The sequence below is a fragment of the Actinomyces sp. AC-20-1 genome, assembly GCF_023369555.1.
GTDB lineage: Bacteria > Actinomycetota > Actinomycetes > Actinomycetales > Actinomycetaceae > Actinomyces.
Genome location: NZ_JACJVC010000012.1, coordinates 45,370 through 65,980 on the forward strand (window position 1 = coordinate 45,370; position 20,611 = coordinate 65,980).

Annotated in this window: 13 protein-coding genes and 1 pseudogene; 7 read left to right on the plus strand and 7 right to left on the minus strand. The window is 73.7% G+C overall.

Annotated elements, in window-relative coordinates; genetic code table 11:
• Window positions 1-58 precede the first annotated feature (58 nt).
• From H6X67_RS08070 to H6X67_RS08080, 3 genes are read right to left on the minus strand one after another with little or no spacing between them, the layout of a single operon-like run.
• Window positions 59-877 (minus strand): hypothetical protein, encoded by an 819-nt coding sequence (locus H6X67_RS08070; RefSeq protein ID WP_249369160.1) that lies wholly within the window; start codon window positions 875-877, stop codon window positions 59-61.
• On the minus strand, window positions 874-1,716 hold the full coding sequence (locus H6X67_RS08075) for an ATP-binding cassette domain-containing protein (RefSeq protein ID WP_249369161.1): 843 nt from the start codon (window positions 1,714-1,716) through the stop codon (window positions 874-876). Before H6X67_RS08075 ends, H6X67_RS08070 begins: the two co-directional genes overlap by 4 nt.
• On the minus strand, window positions 1,713-2,093 hold the full coding sequence (locus H6X67_RS08080) for a GntR family transcriptional regulator (protein ID WP_249369162.1): 381 nt from the start codon (window positions 2,091-2,093) through the stop codon (window positions 1,713-1,715). The genes H6X67_RS08075 and H6X67_RS08080 overlap by 4 nt, the downstream gene beginning before the upstream one ends.
• A 408-nt stretch (window positions 2,094-2,501) precedes the next feature.
• Here H6X67_RS08080 and H6X67_RS08085 point away from each other — a divergent pair, with 408 nt between their 5' ends.
• Complete coding sequence (locus tag H6X67_RS08085; RefSeq protein WP_249369163.1) at window positions 2,502-2,774, plus strand: DUF1540 domain-containing protein; 273 nt, start codon at window positions 2,502-2,504, stop codon at window positions 2,772-2,774.
• Between the two features lie 132 nt (window positions 2,775-2,906).
• Here the strand turns inward: H6X67_RS08085 and H6X67_RS08090 are convergent, their stop codons facing one another.
• From H6X67_RS08090 to H6X67_RS08100, 3 genes are all read right to left on the minus strand, one after another.
• Window positions 2,907-3,779: a hypothetical protein gene (locus tag H6X67_RS08090; RefSeq protein ID WP_249369164.1), complete on the minus strand. Its 873-nt coding sequence runs from the start codon at window positions 3,777-3,779 to the stop codon at window positions 2,907-2,909.
• A 115-nt stretch (window positions 3,780-3,894) separates the two neighbouring features.
• Window positions 3,895-4,932 carry an electron transfer flavoprotein subunit alpha/FixB family protein gene (locus H6X67_RS08095; protein ID WP_249369165.1) on the minus strand — a complete coding sequence of 346 codons (1,038 nt, stop codon included), beginning with the start codon at window positions 4,930-4,932 and terminating at the stop codon, window positions 3,895-3,897.
• A gap of 11 nt (window positions 4,933-4,943) precedes the next feature.
• Window positions 4,944-5,723: an electron transfer flavoprotein subunit beta/FixA family protein gene (locus H6X67_RS08100; RefSeq protein ID WP_249369166.1), complete on the minus strand. Its 780-nt coding sequence runs from the start codon at window positions 5,721-5,723 to the stop codon at window positions 4,944-4,946.
• 221 nt (window positions 5,724-5,944) lie between these two features.
• Here H6X67_RS08100 and glgX point away from each other — a divergent pair, with 221 nt between their 5' ends.
• The 6 genes from glgX to glgB all read left to right on the plus strand — a co-directional run bounded on the left by glgX (window position 5,945) and on the right by glgB (window position 17,658).
• The gene (glgX, locus tag H6X67_RS08105; protein ID WP_249375510.1) at window positions 5,945-8,305 is read left to right on the plus strand and encodes a glycogen debranching protein GlgX; all 2,361 of its coding nucleotides are present in this window, start codon (window positions 5,945-5,947) and stop codon (window positions 8,303-8,305) included.
• 63 nt (window positions 8,306-8,368) lie between these two features.
• Entirely contained in the window at window positions 8,369-9,502 is a 1,134-nt protein-coding gene (gene trpS, locus H6X67_RS08110; protein ID WP_249369168.1) for a tryptophan--tRNA ligase, read from the plus strand.
• Window positions 9,503-9,664: 162 nt separating this feature from the next.
• Window positions 9,665-9,871 carry a hypothetical protein gene (locus H6X67_RS08115; protein ID WP_249375508.1) on the plus strand — a complete coding sequence of 69 codons (207 nt, stop codon included), beginning with the start codon at window positions 9,665-9,667 and terminating at the stop codon, window positions 9,869-9,871.
• 303 nt (window positions 9,872-10,174) lie between these two features.
• Window positions 10,175-12,169 carry an alpha-1,4-glucan--maltose-1-phosphate maltosyltransferase gene (locus H6X67_RS08120; protein ID WP_249368039.1) on the plus strand — a complete coding sequence of 665 codons (1,995 nt, stop codon included), beginning with the start codon at window positions 10,175-10,177 and terminating at the stop codon, window positions 12,167-12,169.
• A gap of 8 nt (window positions 12,170-12,177) precedes the next feature.
• The gene (gene treS, locus H6X67_RS08125; protein WP_249368035.1) at window positions 12,178-13,923 is read left to right on the plus strand and encodes a maltose alpha-D-glucosyltransferase; all 1,746 of its coding nucleotides are present in this window, start codon (window positions 12,178-12,180) and stop codon (window positions 13,921-13,923) included.
• A 1,482-nt stretch (window positions 13,924-15,405) separates the two neighbouring features.
• Window positions 15,406-17,658, plus strand: a complete 2,253-nt coding sequence (glgB, locus tag H6X67_RS08130; RefSeq protein WP_249435503.1) for a 1,4-alpha-glucan branching protein GlgB — start codon at window positions 15,406-15,408, stop codon at window positions 17,656-17,658.
• A 2,351-nt stretch (window positions 17,659-20,009) separates the two neighbouring features.
• On the opposite strand, the pseudogene H6X67_RS08135 reads toward glgB, so the two are convergent.
• Window positions 20,010-20,510, minus strand: a pseudogene (locus H6X67_RS08135) (ATP-binding cassette domain-containing protein); the annotation flags it as partial.
• Window positions 20,511-20,611 lie beyond the last annotated feature (101 nt).

The following is a 20,611-nucleotide window of genomic DNA, read 5'->3' on the forward strand; positions in this document are numbered from 1 at the left end:
CCGCACGGTCCGGGCCCGCCCTCCCAGGGGCGCGGGCCCGGGCCGTCGCTGGTGCGGCTCAGCGCAGTGAGGCGTGGTGCTCGAGGCAGTGGATGGCCCACCAGGCCAGGACCGCGCTGATGAGGACGGCGACCGGCACGAAGCCGAGCCCGAGGACGGTCGGGTCGCTGGCGTCCCGGAGCAGGTCGGGCAGCATGGAGCGGGCCACGAGCTCGCCGGTGCTGAGGTCGATCCCGAGGGGCAGCAGGACCATCGCGGCGGCGTAGAGCACCTGGCACACGAGGTAGACCAGGACCATGCCGATGACGACGCCGGTCACCCCGAGGTGGTTCCATCGCGTCTGTGCGGCGATGCTCATGACGCCGGCCCACATCACCACCCAGCACAGGACCTGCAGGACGGCGGCGCCGAGGACGGTCCAGGTCATGGCGGGGCCGACGAGGTCGAGCAGGGCCAGTGCCTGGTCGCGCACCTGTGCCGGGCTGGTGCCGTCCATCCAGGAGCGGACGAGCACGACGAGGGTGAGCCCGGCGACCGTGATGGCCAGCGCGGTCACGGCCGCGGCGAGCAGGTAGAGGACCTTGGCTGCGAAGACCTCACGGCCCCGGGCGGGCAGGCTCATGGTGAGGTAGCCGCGCTGGCCGTGCACGCTCTGCCAGTACTCGGTGAGCCCGTGGACGAGGATGATGGGGGCGGGAAGGGCGAAGGCGACGGCAGCACCGGCAATGGCCATCAGGGTGGGGACGTCCGCCCCCATGGCGTTGGGGACGAGCCCGACGGCGAGGGCGCCGGCTCCGGCGACGAGCAGGACGCCGACGGTCTTGGCGTGGACGGTGCCGAGGGTGCGCAGCTCCTCGGCGAGCAGGGTGCGCATCATGAGCGGTACTCCTTCCTGAACAGGGCGTCGAGGCTCATGCCTGAGACCTCACGGAGGTCGTCGGCGTCGGCGGCCAGCAGGAGGCGGCCGTCCTTGAGGAAGACGACGGAGTCGACGACGCTCTCGACGTCGGCGATGAGGTGGGTGGAGATGAGCATGAGGGCGCCGGGGTCGAAGTCGTGCAGGACGCCGTCGAGGATGACGTCGCGGGCGGCCGGGTCGACGCCGGACAGGGGCTCGTCGAGGAGGTAGACGCGGGCGCGTCGGCTCATGGCGAGGGTGATGCGCAGCTTGTCGCCCATGCCCTTGCTCATGGCCTTGAGGGTGCGGTCAGTGGGCAGGGCGAAGAAGCGCAGGAGCTCGCGGGCCTTGGCGGCGTCGAAGTCGGCGAAGAGGCGGGAGAACTGGGCGACGGCGCGCTCGGCGGTGAGGTCCTGGGCGAGGAGGGCGGCGTCGGGCAGGAAGGAGACGAGCGCCTTGGACTCGGGGCCGGGGACGTGCCCGGCCACGCGCACCTCGCCGTCGTAGTCGGCGAGGAGGCCGGCGAGGACCTTGAGCAGGGTGGTCTTGCCGCAGCCGTTGGCGCCCATGAGGCCGACGACGCGTCCGGCGGGCAGCTCGAGGGTGAGGTCGGTGAGGACGGGGGTGCCCCGGTAGCCGCGGGTGAGGTGGTGGACGGCGACGGCGGGCGGCGCGGTGGGGTCGGCGCCCCAGGCGGGCGCGATGGTGCGGAAGCGCTCGATGAGGCCGGGCTCGCGGTGGGCGGGGCCAGCCGGGTCGGTGCCGGGGGCCGGTCCTGTGGTCCGGACGGTGCCCGGTGCTGGTGCGGGGGTGCTCATGGTGTGTCTCCTCGGCCGCCCTGCACCCTCCAGCGCTCGGCCAGGAGGGCGGTGGCGCTCTCGAGGCTGAGGCCGAGGCCGGTGAGGGCGGTGATGTAGGTGTCGGTGGAGCCGGTGGCGAGCTCGCGCCGGACCCTGTCGAGGACGTGGGGGTCGGCGGTGACGAAGCGGCCCGAGGTGCGCTCGGCGCCGGTGAGGCCGCTGCGGTCGAGCTCGGCGAGGGCTCTCTGGACGGTGTTGGGGTTGACCCCGGCGTCGGAGGCGAGCTCGCGGACGGAGGGGATGCGGGTTCCGGGCGGCCAGTGGCCGGAGACGATGCGCAGGCGGAAGGTCTCGACCAGCTGGACCCAGATCGGTCTGGTGTCGTCGACGGGCACGTGACCTCCTGGGGCTCGGATGCGGACGTGTGCTCATGAGCGGGTGACCGGGCGCCCGGCCGGAGCGCCTGTGTCACTGCACTAATACAGTGACACAGAGGTCCGGTGGCGTCAACCCGTCTCCCAGCACCACCCCCGGCACACACGGACCCACCGGGCAAGGACACCCTCAGCAAGGCAGGGCTCCACTCATTTGGAAATAGGGCACACACGCAAGACAGGACCTCAGCGATATGCGTCAGCACGGCGTCACGGAAGGCAGAACCATCGTTTTCCGATGCGATACCAACGATTCGCTCGGACGCCGACCACTCTCGCGGATCCCGCCTTGCCGACGCCGCACACCCCTCCTACGGTGATTTACGTCAGCCGCTCCGGCCACCGCACGTCTCACGAGAGGAACCGACCATGCCGACCGTCGCCCCCATCACCGCCTGCTACACCACCACCTGCGCCTTCAACCACGAGGGCTGCACCGCCTTCGCCGTCACCATCGGCGGCACGGGCACCTGCAGCACCCTCATCAACCTCGACGCCCGCGGCGGCCTGCCCGTCGCCGAGGCCCACGTCGGGGCCTGCCAGCGCCTCGAGTGCGTCCACAACAAGGACCTCATGTGCTCCGCCGAGGGCGTCACCCTCGGCCCCGACACCGCGGCCTGCCTCACCTACGAGGCCCGCTGACACCTGGTACCACGCAGCGGGCCTCGCACGCACGAGGCCCGGACACCGGAGGCTGAACGGGACCGGCCCCACCAAGGACGGCGGGGCCGGTCCTGCGCGTGCGCCACCAACACCCGCCGGACGGTGCGGGGCTCAGCCGCGCAGCAGGTCCTCGAGCAGGGCCTCCTGGACGCAGCCGCGCAGGAAGGGCCCCACCTCGCAGGCCCGGCGGGTGCCGCTGGGCAGCCAGACCTGCACCGTCTCGACGCAGGTGGGTGACACGTGCATGAGCGTCACGCCGTCCGGGGCGACGTCGGCGCACAGGACCCGCCCGTGCAGGGACGGGCACAGGCCGTCGGCCGGGCGGTGGGAGCACAGCACCCCGGGCAGGCGCCCCTGGACCACGCTCTCGCACAGCAGGGTGAGCGCAGCGTCGCCGAGCTCGCGCACCTCCTCCTGGGCGCTGACGGAGTCGAGGTCGTTCCACAGCAGGGAGGGGGCGAGGTCGGCCTCCACGACCTCCTCGAGCGTGTGGCCGGACACGCCCATGGCGTCGTGGACCATGACGCGGTCGGCGGTGACGACGCCCAGGCGGCCCCCCGGCGCCCCGGCGAGGGAGCCGAGACCGTCGAGCGGGTCCTCGCCCGTGATCGGGCAGTGGCAGCCGGCGGTCTCGCCGGCGAGGACGAGGGCGGTCTCGTCCGCGTCCAGCCAGGTGAGCAGGCCCAGGAGGTGGGCGGTCGCCGAGGTCACGCGCAGGCTGGGCTCAGCGGCCTCGAGGGTGACGTCGAGACGGACCTCGACGACCTCGCCGTCGAGAGCGTCGGCCAGGGGGTGGTCGACGCCGGGGCAGGCGGCGACGATGACGCGCCCGTCCTCGTCCAGGGCGTGCATGACGGCCAGCGGCTGGGCCCCGGCGTGGCGGTAGGCGGTGACCTCGGCGGCTCCGGCCCCGGCCAGGAGCCGTCGCGCCATCCGGCGCGAGGAGACGGGTGCGGTGCCCGCCGCGCTGCCCTGCTCGCTCACACGTCCTCCTTCATCAGACCCCGGTCGCAGGTAAGGCTAGCCTGAGGGCCTGTCGGGCACCATGTGTTCCACCCCTCAGGACCGCCCGCACAGGCCGCACCCGCACGGGCACCGCTCAGCCCCGCAGGCGGCCCAGCTCCTCGACCAGCTGCGGCACCACCGTCCTGACGTCCCCGACGACGCCGAAGTCCGCCATCTGGAGGATCGGGGCCTCGGCGTCGTCGCAGACCGCGACGATCGTGCCCGCCCCCTGGATGCCGCTCGTGTGGTGCACGGCCCCCGAGACGCCCAGGCCGATGTACAGGCGCGGGGCGATGCTCACCCCCGTCTGGCCCACCTGGGCGCTGCGCTCCACCCAGCCCTCGTCACAGGCGACGCGGGTCGCGCCGACGGCGGCCCCCAGCGGGTCCGCCAGCGAGCGCACGAGGTCGATGTCGCCGTCGACACCGCGCCCGGCGACGACGACGGTGCGGGCCCCCACCAGGTCCGGGCCGGAGGTCGTGGGGGCCGGCTCGCGCGAGACGACCCGCACGGCCAGCGACTCGGGGCTGAGGACGACGTCCAGGGCCTCGACCGCCAGGGGGGCGCCGGGCCCGGGGACCTCGACCTCGGAGGTCCGCACGGCCACGACCGGCGTCGTGCCGGTACCGCCGACCCTCAGGGTCGTGGCCCAGGAGCCGGACAGGACGGTCTTGGAGGCGGTGAGGGCACCGTCCTGGACCCGCAGGTCACTGGCGTCGGCGGTGCAGGCCGAGCCGAGGAGGACGGCCGCGCGGGCGGCGACCTCCTTGCCGTGGTGGTCGGAGGGCACGAGCGCGACGGCCGGCTCGACGGCGCGCACGGCGCTCACGAGGGCGTCCGCCACGGCGCCGGCCTGCGTGCCGGCGTCCCCGAGGTCGGCTGCGAGCACCCGCGTGGCGCCCGCCCCGGCCAGCGCCGCGCTGGCGTCCGCCCCCACGGGCCCGAGGACGAGGGAGACCACGTCAGCGCGGGTGAGGGCCGCGGCCCCGGCGACGAGCGCGAGCCCGGCACCGGAGGGGGCGACCTGGGAGACGGCCTCGGCAGCGCTCGTCGTGGGCGTCTCGAGGTCGACGAGGACGAGGACGGGGGCGTCGAAGGTCCCGCCCGCGGTCCCGGCGGGGGTGTCAGTCATGTGCGTTCCTCTCAGACGAGCTGGTTCTCGACGAGCCAGGCGGCCAGCTCGCGGCCGGCCTGCCCGGCGTCGGTGCGGATGGTGCCGGCGCCGCGCGCCGGGCGCTGCCGGTCGCACAGCACGGACACCGCGGGGCTCGGGGCCTCGAGGCCGAGCGCCGCCAGGTCCCAGGTCTCCAGGGGCTTGCGGCGAGCGGCGCGCATGGCCGCGAAGTTGGGGTAGCGCGGCTCGTTGGCCTGGTCGGTGACGGAGACGAGGGCGGGCAGGGGGGCGCTGAGCACCTCGCGCACGGCCCCCACGGTCCGGGTGACGACGAGGTCGGAGTCGTGGACCTCCAGGCCGGTGGCGAGCGTGAGGGCGGGCACGCGCAGCTCGGCGGCGAGCGCGCCGGGCAGCAGCGAGGTCAGGGCGTCGAGGGAGGCCATGCCGGTGACGACGAGGTCGACGTCGCCCGTGCCCTCGCCGGCCCCGCCGACGCGCCTGATGGCGGCGGCGAGGGTGCGGGCCGTGGCGACGACGTCGGAGCCGGCCAGCGCCTCGTCGCTCACGAGGACGGCGGAGTCCGCCCCCATCTGCAGGGCGCGACGCAGGGCGTCCTCGGCGCCCTCGGGGCCCATCGTCAGCGCGATGACCTCACCCCCGTGCTCCTCGACGAGGCTGACGGCGGCCTCGACGGCGTTCTCGTCGAGCTCGTTGAGGACGTCATCCTCACCTCGTACGAGACGCCCGTCCTCCAGCCGCCGCTCGGACTGCACGTCGGGGACGTGCTTGACACAGACCACGATCTTCATGCGGCCCAGGCTGCCACACGGCGCGTGCCGCGGTCACCGGCCCCCGGGGGCGTGAGACGCGCCTCCGGGACGCAGACACTCACGGCCCTGCTCATCACCGGCCCCCGGGGGCGTGAGACGCGCGCCACCCGCCCCTCCCGGGACGGCCCGGGAGGCGACTCCGTCGCACCGAAAGCCCCATTCAGATTGCCGCTCCCCCTCGACCTGGCAAGAATGCCCCCATGCCTGACACGACCACGACGCAGCCCGCTGCGCCCCCGGCCGCCGACCTCCTCAGACCCGCCGCCCTGGCGAGCCTGGACGCACGTGACCGCAGCCGCCTGGGCGCGGTGCCGGCCGAGGACGGCACGAGCTTCGTCGTCGTCGCCCCCGACGCCACGGCCGTCGACCTGTGCCTGCTCGAGACGGACGGCAGCGGCCGGGTCCTGTCCGAGCGCCGCGTCGGCATGCACGGCCCCGTGCGCGGGGCCTGGGGGGCGCACGTGCCCGGCGTCGGCCCCGGCCAGCGCTACGGCTACCGCGTCCACGGCGAGTGGAACCCCTCGACGGGCCTCCTGCTCAACCCGCACAAGCTCCTGCTCGACCCCTACGCCCGGGCCCTGGAGGGCGCGCCCCGCCTAGGCCCGGAGATCTTCGCCCACGAGGTCGACGAGGACTACAACCCCACCTACGTGCCCTTCACCCCCTCCCGCCTGGACTCGGCCGGGCACGTGGCCCTCGGCGTCGTCACCGCCGCCCCGTCCTTCCCGGTGGCCCCCGGCCCGCGCGTGGGCAACGAGCGCGTGGTCGTCTACGAGACGCACGTCAAGGGCCTGACCCTCACCCTGCCGGAGGTGCCCGCCGAGCTGCGGGGCACCTACGCGGGGCTCGCCCACCCGGCCACCATCGAGCACCTGAGGTCCCTGGGCGTGACGACGGTCGAGCTGCTGCCGATCCAGGCGGCCTTCTCCGAGACCTTCCTGCTGGCGCGCGGGCGCACGAACTACTGGGGCTACTCGACACTGTCCTACTTCGCGCCCGAGCCGTCATACGCCATGCGCTCCTCCCAGGAGGCCGGCCCCCAGGCGGTCCTCGACGAGGTGCGCGGCATGATCTCGCTGCTGCACGAGGCGGGCCTGGAGGTGGTGATGGACGTCGTCTACAACCACACCTGCGAGTCCGGCTTCGGCGGCCCGAGCCTGAGCCTGCGCGGCCTGGACGACCGCCGCTACTACCTTCACGCGCCCGGCCAGACCGGCCACTACTACGACGTCACGGGCACGGGCGCGAGCACGGACATGCGCTACGCGCGCGCCGTCCAGCTCACCCTGGACTCCCTGCGCTACTGGGTGAGCGAGATGGGGGTGGACGGCTTCCGCTTCGACCTGGCGGCGACGCTGGGGCGCCACGCCACCGAGTTCAGCCCGCGCCACCCGCTGCTCGTCGCCATGGCGACCGACCCCGTGCTCAGCGGCGCCCGGCTCATCGCCGAGCCCTGGGACGTGGGCCCCGGCGGCTGGCGCACCGGCGAGTTCCCCGAGCCCTTCCACGACTGGAACGACCGCTACCGCGGGACGGTGCGCTCCTTCTGGCTGCGCGACGCCTCGGAGATGTCCAAGGGGCGCACGGGCTCGGACCTGCGCGACCTCGCCACGCGCCTGTCGGGCAGCGTGGACACCTTCGGCCACGGCGAGTACCCGGGCGGGCGCGGGCCCCTCGCGAGCGTCAACTTCGTCACCGCCCACGACGGCTTCACCCTGCGCGACCTCGTCTGCTACGACCACAAGCACAACGAGGACAACGGCGAGGGCAACCGGGACGGCACGGACGACAACCGCTCCTGGAACCACGGCTTCGAGGGACCGATCCCCGAGGGCGTGGACATGGGCCCGCACGAGCTCATGCGCCGACGCTCCATGCGCAACGTCCTGGCGACCCTGCTCGTGTCCGCGGGCACGCCGATGCTCCTGGGCGGGGACGAGATCGGCCGCACCCAGCAGGGCAACAACAACTCCTACTGCCAGGACTCCCCGGTCTCCTGGTACAGCTGGGACCTGGAGCCGTGGCAGCGCGACCTGCTGGCCACCACCCAGTTCCTCGTGCGCACCCGCCACGAGCACCCGGTCATGCGCCCCACCTCCTTCGCCTCGGGCGCGGTCCGCCCGGGGGACACCATCGCGGACCTGTCGTGGATCGGGGCCGACGGCGAGGCGCTGAGCAACGACGCCTGGCACGACCCGCACACGCGGGTCGTGCAGATGCTGCGCTCCGGGCGGCCTGTGGGCGACGACGACCTGCTCGTCGTCATCAACGGCACCCTCGACCAGTGCGAGGTGGTGCTGGCCGACGGGCACGGCACCGACTGGCACCTGGCGTGGGACTCGACCTGGCCGGTGCCGCGCCCGCACACCTCCTCCTTCTCCCTGGCGCGCCGGGTCTCGCGGGGCGAGGCGGCGCGGGCCCGGGCCGTCAACCCCGAGCGCGCCCGCGCCTCGCGGCCGGGGGCGACCGACTGCCGCCAGGACCGTCCGGGGGACACGACGACGCTGGAGGCGTTGAGCATGCGCGTGTACTTCTCCGGGGAGGTCCTGGCTCACCCCTGAGCCGCGGGTGCCGAGGGACCGGGCGGAGCGGGGTGGTCGCCGTCGGCCCCTAGGATGGGCGCCATGACGCAGACGCCCGAGCACGAGACGACCACGCCCACCTCCGCCGAGGAGGCTCTGGCCAACGCCACGAACGACGCCTCCCTGACGCGGTCCCTGGCGCGCAGCGAGGAGATCCGCGCGGACCTCGACGTCAACCCGGGCCGCTACCGGATGCTCACGGGCGTGCGCCCCACCGGCAACATGCACCTGGGTCACTACTTCGGCACGATGCACTCCTGGAGGCGCATCCAGGACCTGGGGGTGGACACGTGGATCCTCGTGGCCGACTACCAGGTCATCACCGACCGTGACGGCGTCGGCCCGATCCGCGAGCGCGTGCTGTCCCTCGTGGCGGACACGCTCGCCGTCGGGGTGGACCCCGAGCGCTCGACCGTCTTCGCCCACTCGGCCGTCCCGGCGGCCAACCAGCTCATGCTGCCCTTCCTGTCGCTCGTCACCGAGTCCGAGCTGCACCGCAACCCGACGGTCAAGGCCGAGCTCGAGGCCACCGACGGGCGCGCCATGACCGGCCTCATGCTCACCTACCCGGTGCACCAGGCGGCGGACATCCTCTTCTGCCAGGCGAACCTCGTGCCCGTGGGCAAGGACCAGCTGCCGCACCTGGAGCAGGCCCGGCTCATCGCCCAGCGCTTCGACAAGCGCTACGGGCGGGCGGACAGGAAGCACCCGGTCTTCCGCCGCCCGGAGGCGCTGCTGTCCGAGACGCCGCTGCTGCTGGGGCTCGACGGGGAGAAGATGAGCAAGTCCCGTCACAACACGATCGAGCTGCGCATGAGCGCGGACGAGACGGCCAAGGCCCTGAGGAAGGCCAAGACGGACTCGGACCGGGTCATCACCTACGACCCGGTGGGCCGCCCTGAGGTGTCCAACCTGCTCATGCTGGCCAGCCTGTGCGGGGCGGGCGCGCCCGAGGAGGTCGCCGAGCGGATCGGCGACGGCGGGGCGGGAGCCCTCAAGAGGCTGACGGCGGAGGCGGTCAACGAGTTCTTCGCCCCGGTCCGCGCCCGCCGCGCCGAGCTGGCCGCGAACGAGGACTACCTGCGCGAGGTCCTGCACGCGGGCAACGCGCGCGCCTGCGAGGTCGCCACCGCCACCCTCGAGGACGTGCGCCGGGCCATGCACATGGACTACTGACTGCTGACTACTGGCTACCCTGGGGCTGCTGGCTGCTGGCGACCACGCCCCTGACCCGCCTCGACCTCCTCGGTTTGCGCTCGAACGTACGCCAAAACCCCAGGGAGCTCGCGCGCAAAGCGAGGAGATGGGCACGTGCCGGAAGGAGACGAGGAGGTCATGATGAGCATGACGAGCCCGGGGCGGCGGGCCCGGAGCACCGCGGTGCGCCATGTCCTCGCCACCTGCGCGGTCGCGGCTGTCGTGTGCGTCGTCGCGGCGGCACTCGGCCGCGACGACAACATCCCGCTCATCCTCCTGGCAGCCCCCGTCCTCGGCCTGCTCAGCGCTGCGGCCCGCACCTGGGCGCGCCGCAGCGACGGCGAGTGACCGCGGGCCAGTCCAACCCACCTCCAGCTCCTCGGTTCGCTCTCGAGCGCCCCGGGGGTTCGCCGTACGCTCGCGCGCAAACCGAGGAGGTGGGCGCGTGACGCGCGGGCGAGCCCGCGGCGATGTGACTCGCGCCCGCGCAGCCCGTACCCTTCGACTGTGACCGCGAACACGCCGAAGCCCTCCCCCGCCCCCGCGACGTCCCGCAAGCCGAGGGCGTCCAGCGCCTCTGCGACCTCGGGGGAGCCGACGACCCCCGCTCCCCCGGCCCCCAGCGCCCCCCGGCCCGCCGCCTACTCCCCCGTGGGCCGTATCCCCGTCACCGAGGTCTTCCCCGTCGTCGAGGACGGGCGCTGGCCCGCCAAGGCCGTGCCCGGCGAGGTCCTGCCCGTGCGCGCCACCGTCTTCCGCGAGGGCCACGACCGCTACGGCGCCACCGCCGTCCTCGTGCGCCCCGACGGCACCGACGGGCCCAGCGCCCGCATGCACGAGGTCGGCATGGGCCTGGACCGCTACGAGGCCCGTCTGGCCGCCGACGCCCCCGGGGACTGGGGCCTGCGCGTGGAGGGCTGGTCCGACCCCTACGCCACCTGGAGCCACGACGCCAGCATCAAGGTGCCCGTCGGCATCGACGTCGAGCTCATGCTCGAGGAGGGCGCCCGCGTCCTCGAGCGTGCCGCGGGCGTGAGCGGCCGCGAGCCGGCCGACGCCGACGTCCTCACCCAGGCCGCCGCCGTCCTGCGCGACACCTCCCTGCAGCCCGCCCAGCGCCTGGCCGCCGGCCACAGCCCCGAGGTCACCGGCGCGCTCGAGCGCCTGCCGCTGCGCGACCACGTCTCGCCCAGCGCCACCTACCCGCTCCAGGTGGACCGCGAGCGCGCCCTGGCCGGCTCCTGGTACGAGATCTTCCCGCGCTCGCTCGGCTCCGGCGTCGACGAGCACGGCGTCTGGCACTCGGGCACGCTGCGCACGGCCGCCGCGCACCTGGACCGCATCGCCGCCATGGGCTTCGACGTGCTCTACCTCACCCCGATCTCCCCCATCGGCACCACCAACCGCAAGGGCCGCAACAACACCCTCACCGCCCGCCCCGGCGACCCGGGATCGCCCTACGGCATCGGCTCGCCCGACGGCGGCCACGACGCCATCCACCCGGACCTGGGCACCTTCGAGGACTTCGACGCCCTCGTCGCGCGCGCCGGCGAGCTCGGCATGGAGGTCGCCCTCGACCTGGCCCTGCAGTGCTCCCCGGACCACCCGTGGGTCACCGAGCACCCCGAGTGGTTCACCGTCCTGGCCGACGGCTCCATCGCCTACGCCGAGAACCCGCCCAAGAAGTACCAGGACATCTACCCGCTCAACTTCGACAACGACCCCGAGGGCATCTACCGGGCCGTGCGCGACGTCGTCTACACGTGGATCGGGCACGGTGTGACGATCTTCCGCGTCGACAACCCCCACACCAAGCCGCTCGTGCTCTGGCAGCGCCTGCTGCGCGAGGTCCGCTCCACCAACCCCGAGGTCCTCTTCCTCGCCGAGGCCTTCACGCGGCCGGCGATGATGCGCACCCTCGGCAAGATCGGCTTCCACCAGTCCTACACGTACTTCGCGTGGCGCAACACGAGGCAGGAGCTGACCGACTACCTCGTGGAGCTGTCGCAGGAGACCGCCCACGTCCTGCGCCCGACCTTCTGGCCGACGACCCACGACATCCTCACGCCCTTCATGACGCACGGCGGGGTCCCGGCCTTCAAGCTGCGGGCCGTGCTGGCGGCGACCATGAGCCCCACCTGGGGCATCTACTCCGGCTACGAGCTGGCCGAGTCCGTGCCCCGCCCGGGCTACGAGGAGCAGATCGACAACGAGAAGTACGAGCTCAAGCCCCGCGACTTCGCCGCCGCCCGCGCCAACGGCATCGAGGACCTGCTCACTGCCCTCAACTCCTCGCGCGCCGCCCACCCGGCCCTGCGCCAGCTGCGCGACGTGTGGTTCCACGGCACCAGTGACGAGAGCCTCATCGCCTACTCCAAGCGCGTCGACGCCGAGCACAGCCCCACCGGCAGGCAGGACGTCGTGCTCACGGTCGTCAACCTGGACCCGCACGGCGCCCACGAGGGGCAGGTGTACCTCAACCTGGCCCAGCTCGGCCTGCCCGAGGGCACCGACGGCTCCCGCCCGGTCATCCGGGTCACCGACGAGCTCACCGGCTGGGTCTTCGAGTGGGGTGCCCAGAACTACGTGCGACTGGACCCCTTCGAGGGGCGCGTCGCGCACGTCTTCCACGTCGAGGCCCTGTGAGCACCCGCATGACGAGCACCACCCGCACCACGAGCCTGACCGGTGTCCCGGCGGTCCCCGCCGCCCCCCGCACCGGCCTGAGCGAGGACCCCCAGTGGTTCCGCACCGCCGTCTTCTACGAGGCGCTGCTGCGCTCCTTCGCCGACTCCGACGCCGACGGCGTCGGCGACTTCAGGGGCCTGACCTCCCGCCTGGACTACCTGGCCTGGCTGGGCGTCGACGCCATCTGGGTGCCGCCCTTCTACCCCTCGCCCATGCGCGACGGCGGCTACGACATCAGCGACTACACGGGCATCGACCCGCACTACGGCACGGTCGAGGACTTCGAGGAGATGGTCCGCGAGGCCCACGCCCGCGGCATCCGCGTCGTCATCGACATGGTCCTCAACCACACCTCGGACGCCCACCCCTGGTTCCAGGCCTCGCGCTCGGACCCGACGGGCCCCTACGGCGACTTCTACGTGTGGTCCGACTCCGACGAGGCCTACGCCGGCACGCGCGTCATCTTCGTCGACACCGAGTCCTCGAACTGGACCTGGGACGAGCAGCGCGGCCAGTTCTTCTGGCACCGCTTCTTCTCCCACCAGCCGGACCTCAACTACGACAACCCGGCCGTGGTCGAGGCCGTCACCGACGTCGTGCGCTTCTGGGCGCGCACCGGCGTGGACGGCTTCCGCCTGGACGCGATCCCCTACCTCGTGGAGCGCGAGGGCACGAGCAGCGAGAACCTGCCCGGCACGCACGCGGTCGTCGCCCGCCTGGCGGCGGTGCTGGCCGAGGAGTTCCCCGGCACCATCACCATCGCCGAGGCCAACCAGATGCCCAGCGAGGTCGTCGCCTACTTCGGGACCGCCGAGGCCCCCGAGTGCACCATGTGCTTCCACTTCCCGGTCATGCCGCGCATCTTCCGCTCCCTGCGGGAGGGCAGCGCGGACTCGATCCGCCAGGTGCTCACCGAGACGCCCGAGATCCCGGCCCACGGGCAGTGGGGCACCTTCCTGCGCAACCACGACGAGCTCACCCTCGAGATGGTCACGGACGACGAGCGCGCCCTCATGTACGGCTGGTACGCCCCCGAGGCGCGCATGCGCGCCAACGTGGGGATCCGACGGCGGCTGGCGCCCCTGCTGGGCGACAGCCGCGACGAGATCATGCTGGCCCACGCCCTTCTGCTGTCCCTGCCGGGCTCGCCGTGCCTGTACTACGGCGACGAGATCGGCATGGGCGAGGACATCTGGCTCGAGGACCGTGACGCCGTGCGCACCCCCATGCAGTGGGACCGCAGCGACCACATGGGCTTCTCGACGGCGAAGGACCCGGCCGCGCTCACGCTGCCGCTCATCAGCGCCCCGGGCTGGGCCGAGCGCAACGTCGCCGACGCCCTGGCGGACCCCGGCTCGCTGCTGCACGCGCTGCGCGACCTGCTGGCGGTGCGCCGCCGGCACCCGGCCCTGGGCCGCGGCTCCTTCCTCATGCGCGCCTCCTCGAGCGCCGCCGTCCTGGCCCACACGCGCCGGGACACGGCCCCCGGCGACAGTCAGGTCCTGCTGTGCCTGGCGAACGTCGCCGATGAGGGGCGCGAGGCCGTCATCGACCTGCCGGACCTGGCCGGGGCCCGCACCGGCGTCGTCCTGGACGGCCCCGAGGGGGCCCGTGAGGACGCGGCGGTGGGCGAGGACGGCCGCCTGGCCGTCGCCCTGCCGCCTCGCGGCTACCGCTGGCTGAGCCTGTCGCGGCCCGTGAGGGGGTCCTGAGCCATGTCCCCGGAACTCGTCTGGCCCGCCGACGGCGAGCTGCTGAGCGCGGTCCTGGACTGGGCGCGCGAGCGGCGCTGGTTCCCCCTCAAGGGGGCCGTCCCGCCGGCCGGGCGCTGCGCCGTCGTCGCCGACGTCGCCCTGGCACCCGGGGTGCGCGACCTCGTGATCGCCCTGCCCACGGGCGGTGCGCAGGACGCCGCCCGGGTGCTGCTGCACGTGCCGCTCGTCCTGGGCGAGGCCGCCGACCTGGCGCGCCTGACCGGCCCGAAGGAGGCCGAGGGGGCCGCGGGCCTCCTGCTCGAGGACGGCACGGCCCTCGTGGACGGAGCCCACCACCCGGCCTTCTGGCAAGCCTGGGCCGCCGGCGTCCTCGAGGCCGGCACCGCGCTGAGCCCCACGGCGGCGCGGGCGGTGGTCCAGCGGGCTGAGCGCCTGCGCGTGAGCACCGGTGAGCAGTCGAACACGAGCGTCATCCTGCCCGCCCCCACGGGCTCCTGCGCCCCGGCGGGGGCGGAGGACGCTGAGACGCCCGACCTCATCGTCAAGCTCCTGCGCGTGCTCGAGCCGGGCCGCAACCCCGACGTCGAGGTCCCCGTGGCCCTGGCCCGCGGCGGCTGGGACCGGGTGCCCGCGCCGGTGGCCTGGTCCTCGCTGGACCTGCTCGTGCCCGGCTCGTCCGCCCCCGTGAGCGCGGACGCCGCCGTCGCCACCACCTTCGTGCCCGGGGCCGAGGACGGCTTCGCCCTGTTCTGCGCCCTGGCCGGGGACGACGACGGCCCGGGCGCGCCCACCCGCCTGCGCGCGCTCGCCCTGGCTGATGCCCTCGGCGAGACGACCGCCCAGATGCACGAGCACCTGGCCGCCGCCCTGGGCACGAGCGCCCCCGTGCCCGCCGCGGCCCTCGCCCAGGCCCTGCGCGCACGCGCCGCCTGGGCCATGCGGGAGGTGCCCGCCCTGGCCGAGGAGGTGCCCGGCCTCGCCCAGCGGGTGGAGGACGTGCTCGGCGCCCTGGCCGCCCTGCCGGGGCTGCCCGCCGCCTCGCGGGTCCACGGCGACTACCACCTGGGCCAGACGCTCCTCGGGGCCGGCGGGCACTGGTACGTCCTCGACTTCGAGGGAGAGCCGCTGCGCCCGCTGGCGGAGCGGCGCGTGCACGACCAGCCGCTGCGCGACGTGGCCGGGATGCTGCGCTCCTTCGACTACGCGGCGGCCGTCGGCGGCGCCTCGGACGGCACGTGGTCCGCCCAGGTGCGCCAGTCCTTCCTCGACGGCTACCGCCGGGTCCTTCCGGCCACGGTCGGGGAGGCCGGGCGCGACGCCGCCGTCATCGCCGCCCTCGAGCTCGACAAGGCCTTCTACGAGGCCGTCTACGAGGCCCGCCACCGCCCGGGCTGGCTGCCCGTCCCCCTGGCCGGGATCCACCGGGTCCTCGGTACAAAGTCCCCCTCCGTCCCCGACACGCATGGAAGAGTGGAACGTATGAGCGACGTCACCGCCCCCGACCCCACACCCGCCGCGACCGGCAGCACGCCCGCCCCTCGCACCCCCGTCGGCCCCGTGCCGGTCGAGCCCTGGGTGCTGGCCGACGTCGCCTACGCGCGCTACCACAACCCCCATGAGGTCCTCGGCGCCCACCCGGGCGAGCACGGGATCACGATCCGCACGGTGCGCCACCTGGCCGACGCCGTCGCCGTCGTCACCGCCGAGGGCACCTTCCCGGCCGAGCACGAGCAGGACGGCGTGTGGGTGGCCCTGCTGCCCGGTGACGTCATCCCCGACTACCGCCTCGACGTGACCTACGGCAACGAGACGAGCCGGGTGGACGACCCCTACCGCTTCATGCCGACCCTGGGCGAGATGGACACCTACCTCATCTCCGAGGGCCGCCACGAGGCCCTGTGGGAGGTCCTGGGCGCGCACGTCAAGACCTACGACGGCACCATGGGCGAGGTGAGCGGCACGGCCTTCGCCGTGTGGGCGCCCAACGCGCGCGCCGTGCGCGTGGTCGGCGACTTCAACTACTGGGACGGCACCGCCACCGCCATGCGCTCCCTGGGCGTGTCGGGCGTGTGGGAGCTGTTCGTGCCCGGGGTGGGCGTCGGCGCCCGCTACAAGTTCGAGATCTGCTTCGCAGACGGCTCCTGGCACCAGAAGGCGGACCCCATGGCGCGCGCCACCGAGGTGCCGCCCGCCACCGCCTCCGTCGTCACCGACCAGTTCCACAAGTGGGGCGACCAGGAGTGGATGGAGCGCCGGGCCACCACGGACCCGCACTCGGGCCCGATGAGCATCTACGAGCTGCACGTGGGCTCCTGGCGCCAGGGCCTGGGTTACCGCGGCCTGGCCGACGAGCTCGTCCCCTACCTCAAGGAGACCGGCTTCACGCACGTCGAGCTGCTGCCGGTGGCCGAGCACCCCTTCGGCGGCTCCTGGGGCTACCAGGTGACCGGCTACTACGCCCCCACCGCGCGCTTCGGCACCCCAGACGACTTCCGCTACCTCGTCGACCGGCTCCACCAGGCCGGCATCGGTGTCATCCTCGACTGGGTGCCCGCCCACTTCCCCAAGGACGAGTGGGCCCTGGCCCGCTTCGACGGCACCGCCCTGTACGAGGACCCGGACCCGCAGCGCGGCGAGCACCCCGACTGGGGCACGTACATCTTCAACTTCGGGCGCAACGAGGTGCGCAACTTCCTCGTCGCCAACGCCCTGTACTGGCTCGAGGAGTTCCACGCCGACGGCCTGCGCGTGGACGCGGTGGCCTCCATGCTCTACCTCGACTACTCGCGCGAGGAGAACCAGTGGCACCCCAACCAGTTCGGCGGGCGTGAGAACCTCGAGGCCATCAGCTTCCTGCAGGAGGCGACGGCGACCTCCTACCGCAAGAACCCGGGCATCGTCATGATGGCGGAGGAGTCGACGGCGTGGCCGGGGGTGACCACCCCCACCGAGTACGGCGGCCTCGGCTTCGGGCTCAAGTGGAACATGGGCTGGATGAACGACACCCTGCGCTACATGCAGGAGGAGCCGATCAACCGGCGCTACCACCACGGCGAGCTCACCTTCTCGCTCGTGTACGCCTTCTCCGAGCAGTTCGCCCTGCCGCTGAGCCACGACGAGGTCGTGCACGGCAAGGGGTCCCTGCTGTCCAAGATGCCGGGAGACCCCTGGCAGGAGCTGGCGAACCTGCGCGCCCTGTACGCCTACCAGTGGTCCCACCCGGGCAAGCAGCTGCTGTTCATGGGCCAGGAGTTCGGCCAGGGCTCGGAGTGGAACGCGGACACCTCCCTGGACTGGTGGATCCTGGACGACCCGGGCCACCAGGGCCTGCTGCGCCTGGTGAGCGACCTCAACGCCGTGTACACGTCCTCGCCCTCCCTGTGGGCGGACGACTTCTCCCACCGCGGCTTCGAGTGGATCGAGGCGGGCGACGGCGACCACAACGTCCTGTCCTACCTGCGCAAGGGCGTGGGGCCCGACGGGCGCAACGACCTCATCGTCGTCGTCGTCAACTTCGCCGGGACCCCGCACGAGGGCTACCGGGTGGGCCTGCCCTTCGCGGGCGGCTGGGACGAGGTCATCAACACCGACGCCCCCGAGTACGGCGGGTCCGGTGTGGGCAACCTGGGCCACGTCGAGGCCGAGGAGCTGCCGTGGAACGGCCGTCCCGCCTCGGTGCGCCTGCGCGTGCCCCCGCTGGGTGCCGTGTTCCTGCGCCCGAGCAGGGACTGAGCGGGAGGCCGGGCGCCCAACGGCGCCCGGCAGCGGGCGAGCACGCCGGCGAGCGCCACGCCGGCGCCGGGGCCGGCCAGGGCAGGAGCCCACCACCAGGCCCCGAAGTCGAAGTGGAGCGGCGTCATCGACATGAGGACCGCGGGCTGGGCCGCCCACCGGGACAGCAGCACCGGGGCGCCGGAGCACACGACGAGCGTCACGAGGGCGGGCAGGACCAGCCGCAGGTAGGCGCCCGTCCCGCTGCCACGGTCGTCGAGCACCACCAGGAGGGGCCTGAGACGCTCCAGCAGGGAGAGGAGCCCGAGTCCGAGCGCCGCCAGTGACAGCACCGCCGCCACGAGTGGGACGGTGACCGCCTGGGAGCGCAGCTGGCGCAGCTCGGTGCTGTCCGCCTCGGTGACCCAGGCGTAGCCGCTGCGGGTGGTGACGTTGCTGCGGAAGCCGTCCCGCACACCGTCGGGCAGGGACTGGAAGTCCTCGACGAAGAGCACGCGCCCCTCGGTGGGTCGCAGCCCCAGGGCCGCGACCTGAGGGTCGTCGGGCGCGAGGACGACGTCGGGCAGCACCGGGTAGTCGGTGAGGAGGTCGGAGCGGGTGCTGACCGAGATCGTCGACGTCGAGGCCACGTGGCCGGTGGCGGGCACGAACCGGACGAGCCCGACCTCCCCCGCCGCGTTGTCGAGCTCGGCGTTCAGGGTCCCCGCGAGCACGGCGCCCGGACCGCTGGCAGGTGCGAGGGCGACGGCCCCCAGGAAGGTGAAGCACGCCGAGGTGGTGCAGGAGGCCTCCTGCGCCCGGCTGACGCGCGGCTGCTCGGGAGCCTCAGCGACGGTGGTGAGGACGACCGCGTCCTGCATGACCTGGGGGTAGGCCTGGGTCAGGGCGCTGACGTCCTGCACCGTGAGCCCCTGAGCGGTGAGGGACCGGTCCTCGTGCAGGGCCCCTCCGCCCGCGAGGGAGGACCACAGGGAGGCGGAGTAGAATGAGGCGAAGCCCTGGAGCATCATGGTGGCCATGAGCACCGGTACCAGGGCGGCGAGGCCGTAGCGCGCGGCCAGCGCCTGGACCGGCGTGCGCCGCAGCCAGGGCAGGAGCCACAGGAGCACCGGCAGGCTGAGGGAGAGGACGAGGGCCCCGAGGGCGTTGCCCTCGGGCAGCCAGTGGTGCTCCTCGAGCCGCAGGTAGACCAGCACGACGGACAGGGCCGTGCCGCAGCCGGCCGAGGCCAGCAGGAGGCGGCGGCGCGGGACGGCGGCGCTCGTCGGCCGGCTGGCCCACCGGTGCCGCTGGCCGGCAGCCACGTCGATGCCGGCGGCGAGCAGGAGGTAGGCGCCGATGAACCCGGCCACGCGCAGCACGCTGGTCTCCAGGTGGTCCCACCGCTGTGACAGGAGGGTGCCGATCTGCGAGCACAGGAGCGTGAGCACGAGGTGGGCCAGCCCCGCCCCGGCCGGCGTGCCGAGCAGCAGGACCCCGCGGCCACCCGCGCGAGAGAGGTGGCGGGCGCGGCGGGCCGAGGCCCCCGCGGCCTCGAGCGCCCGGGCCAGGGGGACGGCGGCACGCCGGTCGGCGCTCATCGAGGCGCCCAGGGCGATGACGGCGACCAGGAGGAGGAGTCCCGCGAAGGGCTTGACGCCGGACAGGAGCCTGGAGCCGGCGTCCTCGAGCGCGCGCTCGACGATGAGGTCGCGCGTGCTGATGCTGATCGCACCGGAGCCGCAGCTGGCCGCGAGGCTCTGCTGCAGGCACGGGTCGGTGTCCGTGAGCCACGTCGTGGCCTGGGCGGCGACCAGGTCCGGCTCCATGACGGCGACCAGCTCGGTGCTCCCGGGTGAGGCCGGGTCGAGCACCACGCCCACCACGGTCAGGGAAGTGCCTGCGAGGTCGAGGTCGGATGAGGAGGCGTCGACGCCGTCCCCGGGCCCCAGGCCGAGGCGGCGTGCGAGCTCGGCGCTCACCGAGACCTCACCGGGCGAGGCAGGGTGGCGCCCGTCGAGGACCTCGCCGTAGGCGCTGGGACCGCTCAGCAGGAGGATGGTCCCGCTGGACGTGCCGGTGCCCGCACCCACCTGTCCCGCACCGCGGGCCTGGGCGAGAGCCGTCCCCTCGGCCACCTGTGCGTCGAGGTGGCTGACGACGTCGTCGTTCGCGGTGCCGACGACGTAGGCACGGCCTCCGCTGGAGGCGATCGCGCCGCGCTCGACCACAGCGAGGACCGTTGAGGAGGTCACGACGAGCGCCGTCGAGGCGGCGGCGATGAGGAGCGCGGTGAGGAGCGTGAGCACCGTCCGGGCGGGACGGGCGCGAAGGCCTTGCAGGATGAGCCGGCGCTGGTGGCGTCCCATGTGTCACCGCTCGTGCGCCACGTGCAGACGGTGCCCGCGGATGCGCAGCACGGTGTCGGCGTAGTCCGTCACGGCCGGGTCGTGGGTGGCGACGACGACCGTCATGGCGTGCTCGTGGGCGAGGTCCCTGAGCAGTGCGAAGATGGCGTGGGTGGCCTCCTCGTCGAGCGCCCCCGTCGGCTCGTCGGCCAGGAGGATGGCCGGGGCGAGGGCGCGCGCGATCGCCACGCGCTGCTGCTCACCGCCGGACATGGAGGAGACCGGTGTGTCGCCGTGCCCGGCGAGACCGAGGTCGCGGAGCAGGTCGCCCGTGGGAGCCGTGGCCGGACCGGGGCCGGTGAGCTCCTTGTCGAGCTCGACGTTGTCGTGGGCGGAGAGGAAGGGCACCAGGCGGTAGTCCTGGAAGACCCGTCCCAGGCCGCGCCCCCCATCCTCGGTCTCGACGGAGCCGGAGGCGGGTGCGAGGCTGGCGTCCATGAGCCCGAAGAGCGTGCTCTTGCCGCAGCCCGACGGGCCTGACGGCCGTCATCCGGCCGGCGGAGAGCACCGCCGAGGCGTGGTCGAAGATGACGCGGGTGGATCCCGCGCGGGTGTAGGCGAAGCCG

Coding starts and splice junctions, on each gene's coding strand:
- H6X67_RS08070 (WP_249369160.1), bottom strand. CDS start 877: ATGATGCGCACCCTGCTCGCCGAGGAGCTGCGCACCCTCGGCACCGTC.
- H6X67_RS08075 (WP_249369161.1), bottom strand. CDS start 1,716: ATGAGCACCCCCGCACCAGCACCGGGCACCGTCCGGACCACAGGACCG.
- H6X67_RS08085 (WP_249369163.1), top strand. CDS start 2,502: ATGCCGACCGTCGCCCCCATCACCGCCTGCTACACCACCACCTGCGCC.
- H6X67_RS08095 (WP_249369165.1), bottom strand. CDS start 4,932: ATGACTGACACCCCCGCCGGGACCGCGGGCGGGACCTTCGACGCCCCC.
- H6X67_RS08100 (WP_249369166.1), bottom strand. CDS start 5,723: ATGAAGATCGTGGTCTGTGTCAAGCACGTCCCCGACGTGCAGTCCGAG.
- glgX (WP_249375510.1), top strand. CDS start 5,945: ATGCCTGACACGACCACGACGCAGCCCGCTGCGCCCCCGGCCGCCGAC.
- trpS (WP_249369168.1), top strand. CDS start 8,369: ATGACGCAGACGCCCGAGCACGAGACGACCACGCCCACCTCCGCCGAG.
- H6X67_RS08115 (WP_249375508.1), top strand. CDS start 9,665: ATGAGCATGACGAGCCCGGGGCGGCGGGCCCGGAGCACCGCGGTGCGC.
- treS (WP_249368035.1), top strand. CDS start 12,178: ATGACGAGCACCACCCGCACCACGAGCCTGACCGGTGTCCCGGCGGTC.
- glgB (WP_249435503.1), top strand. CDS start 15,406: ATGAGCGACGTCACCGCCCCCGACCCCACACCCGCCGCGACCGGCAGC.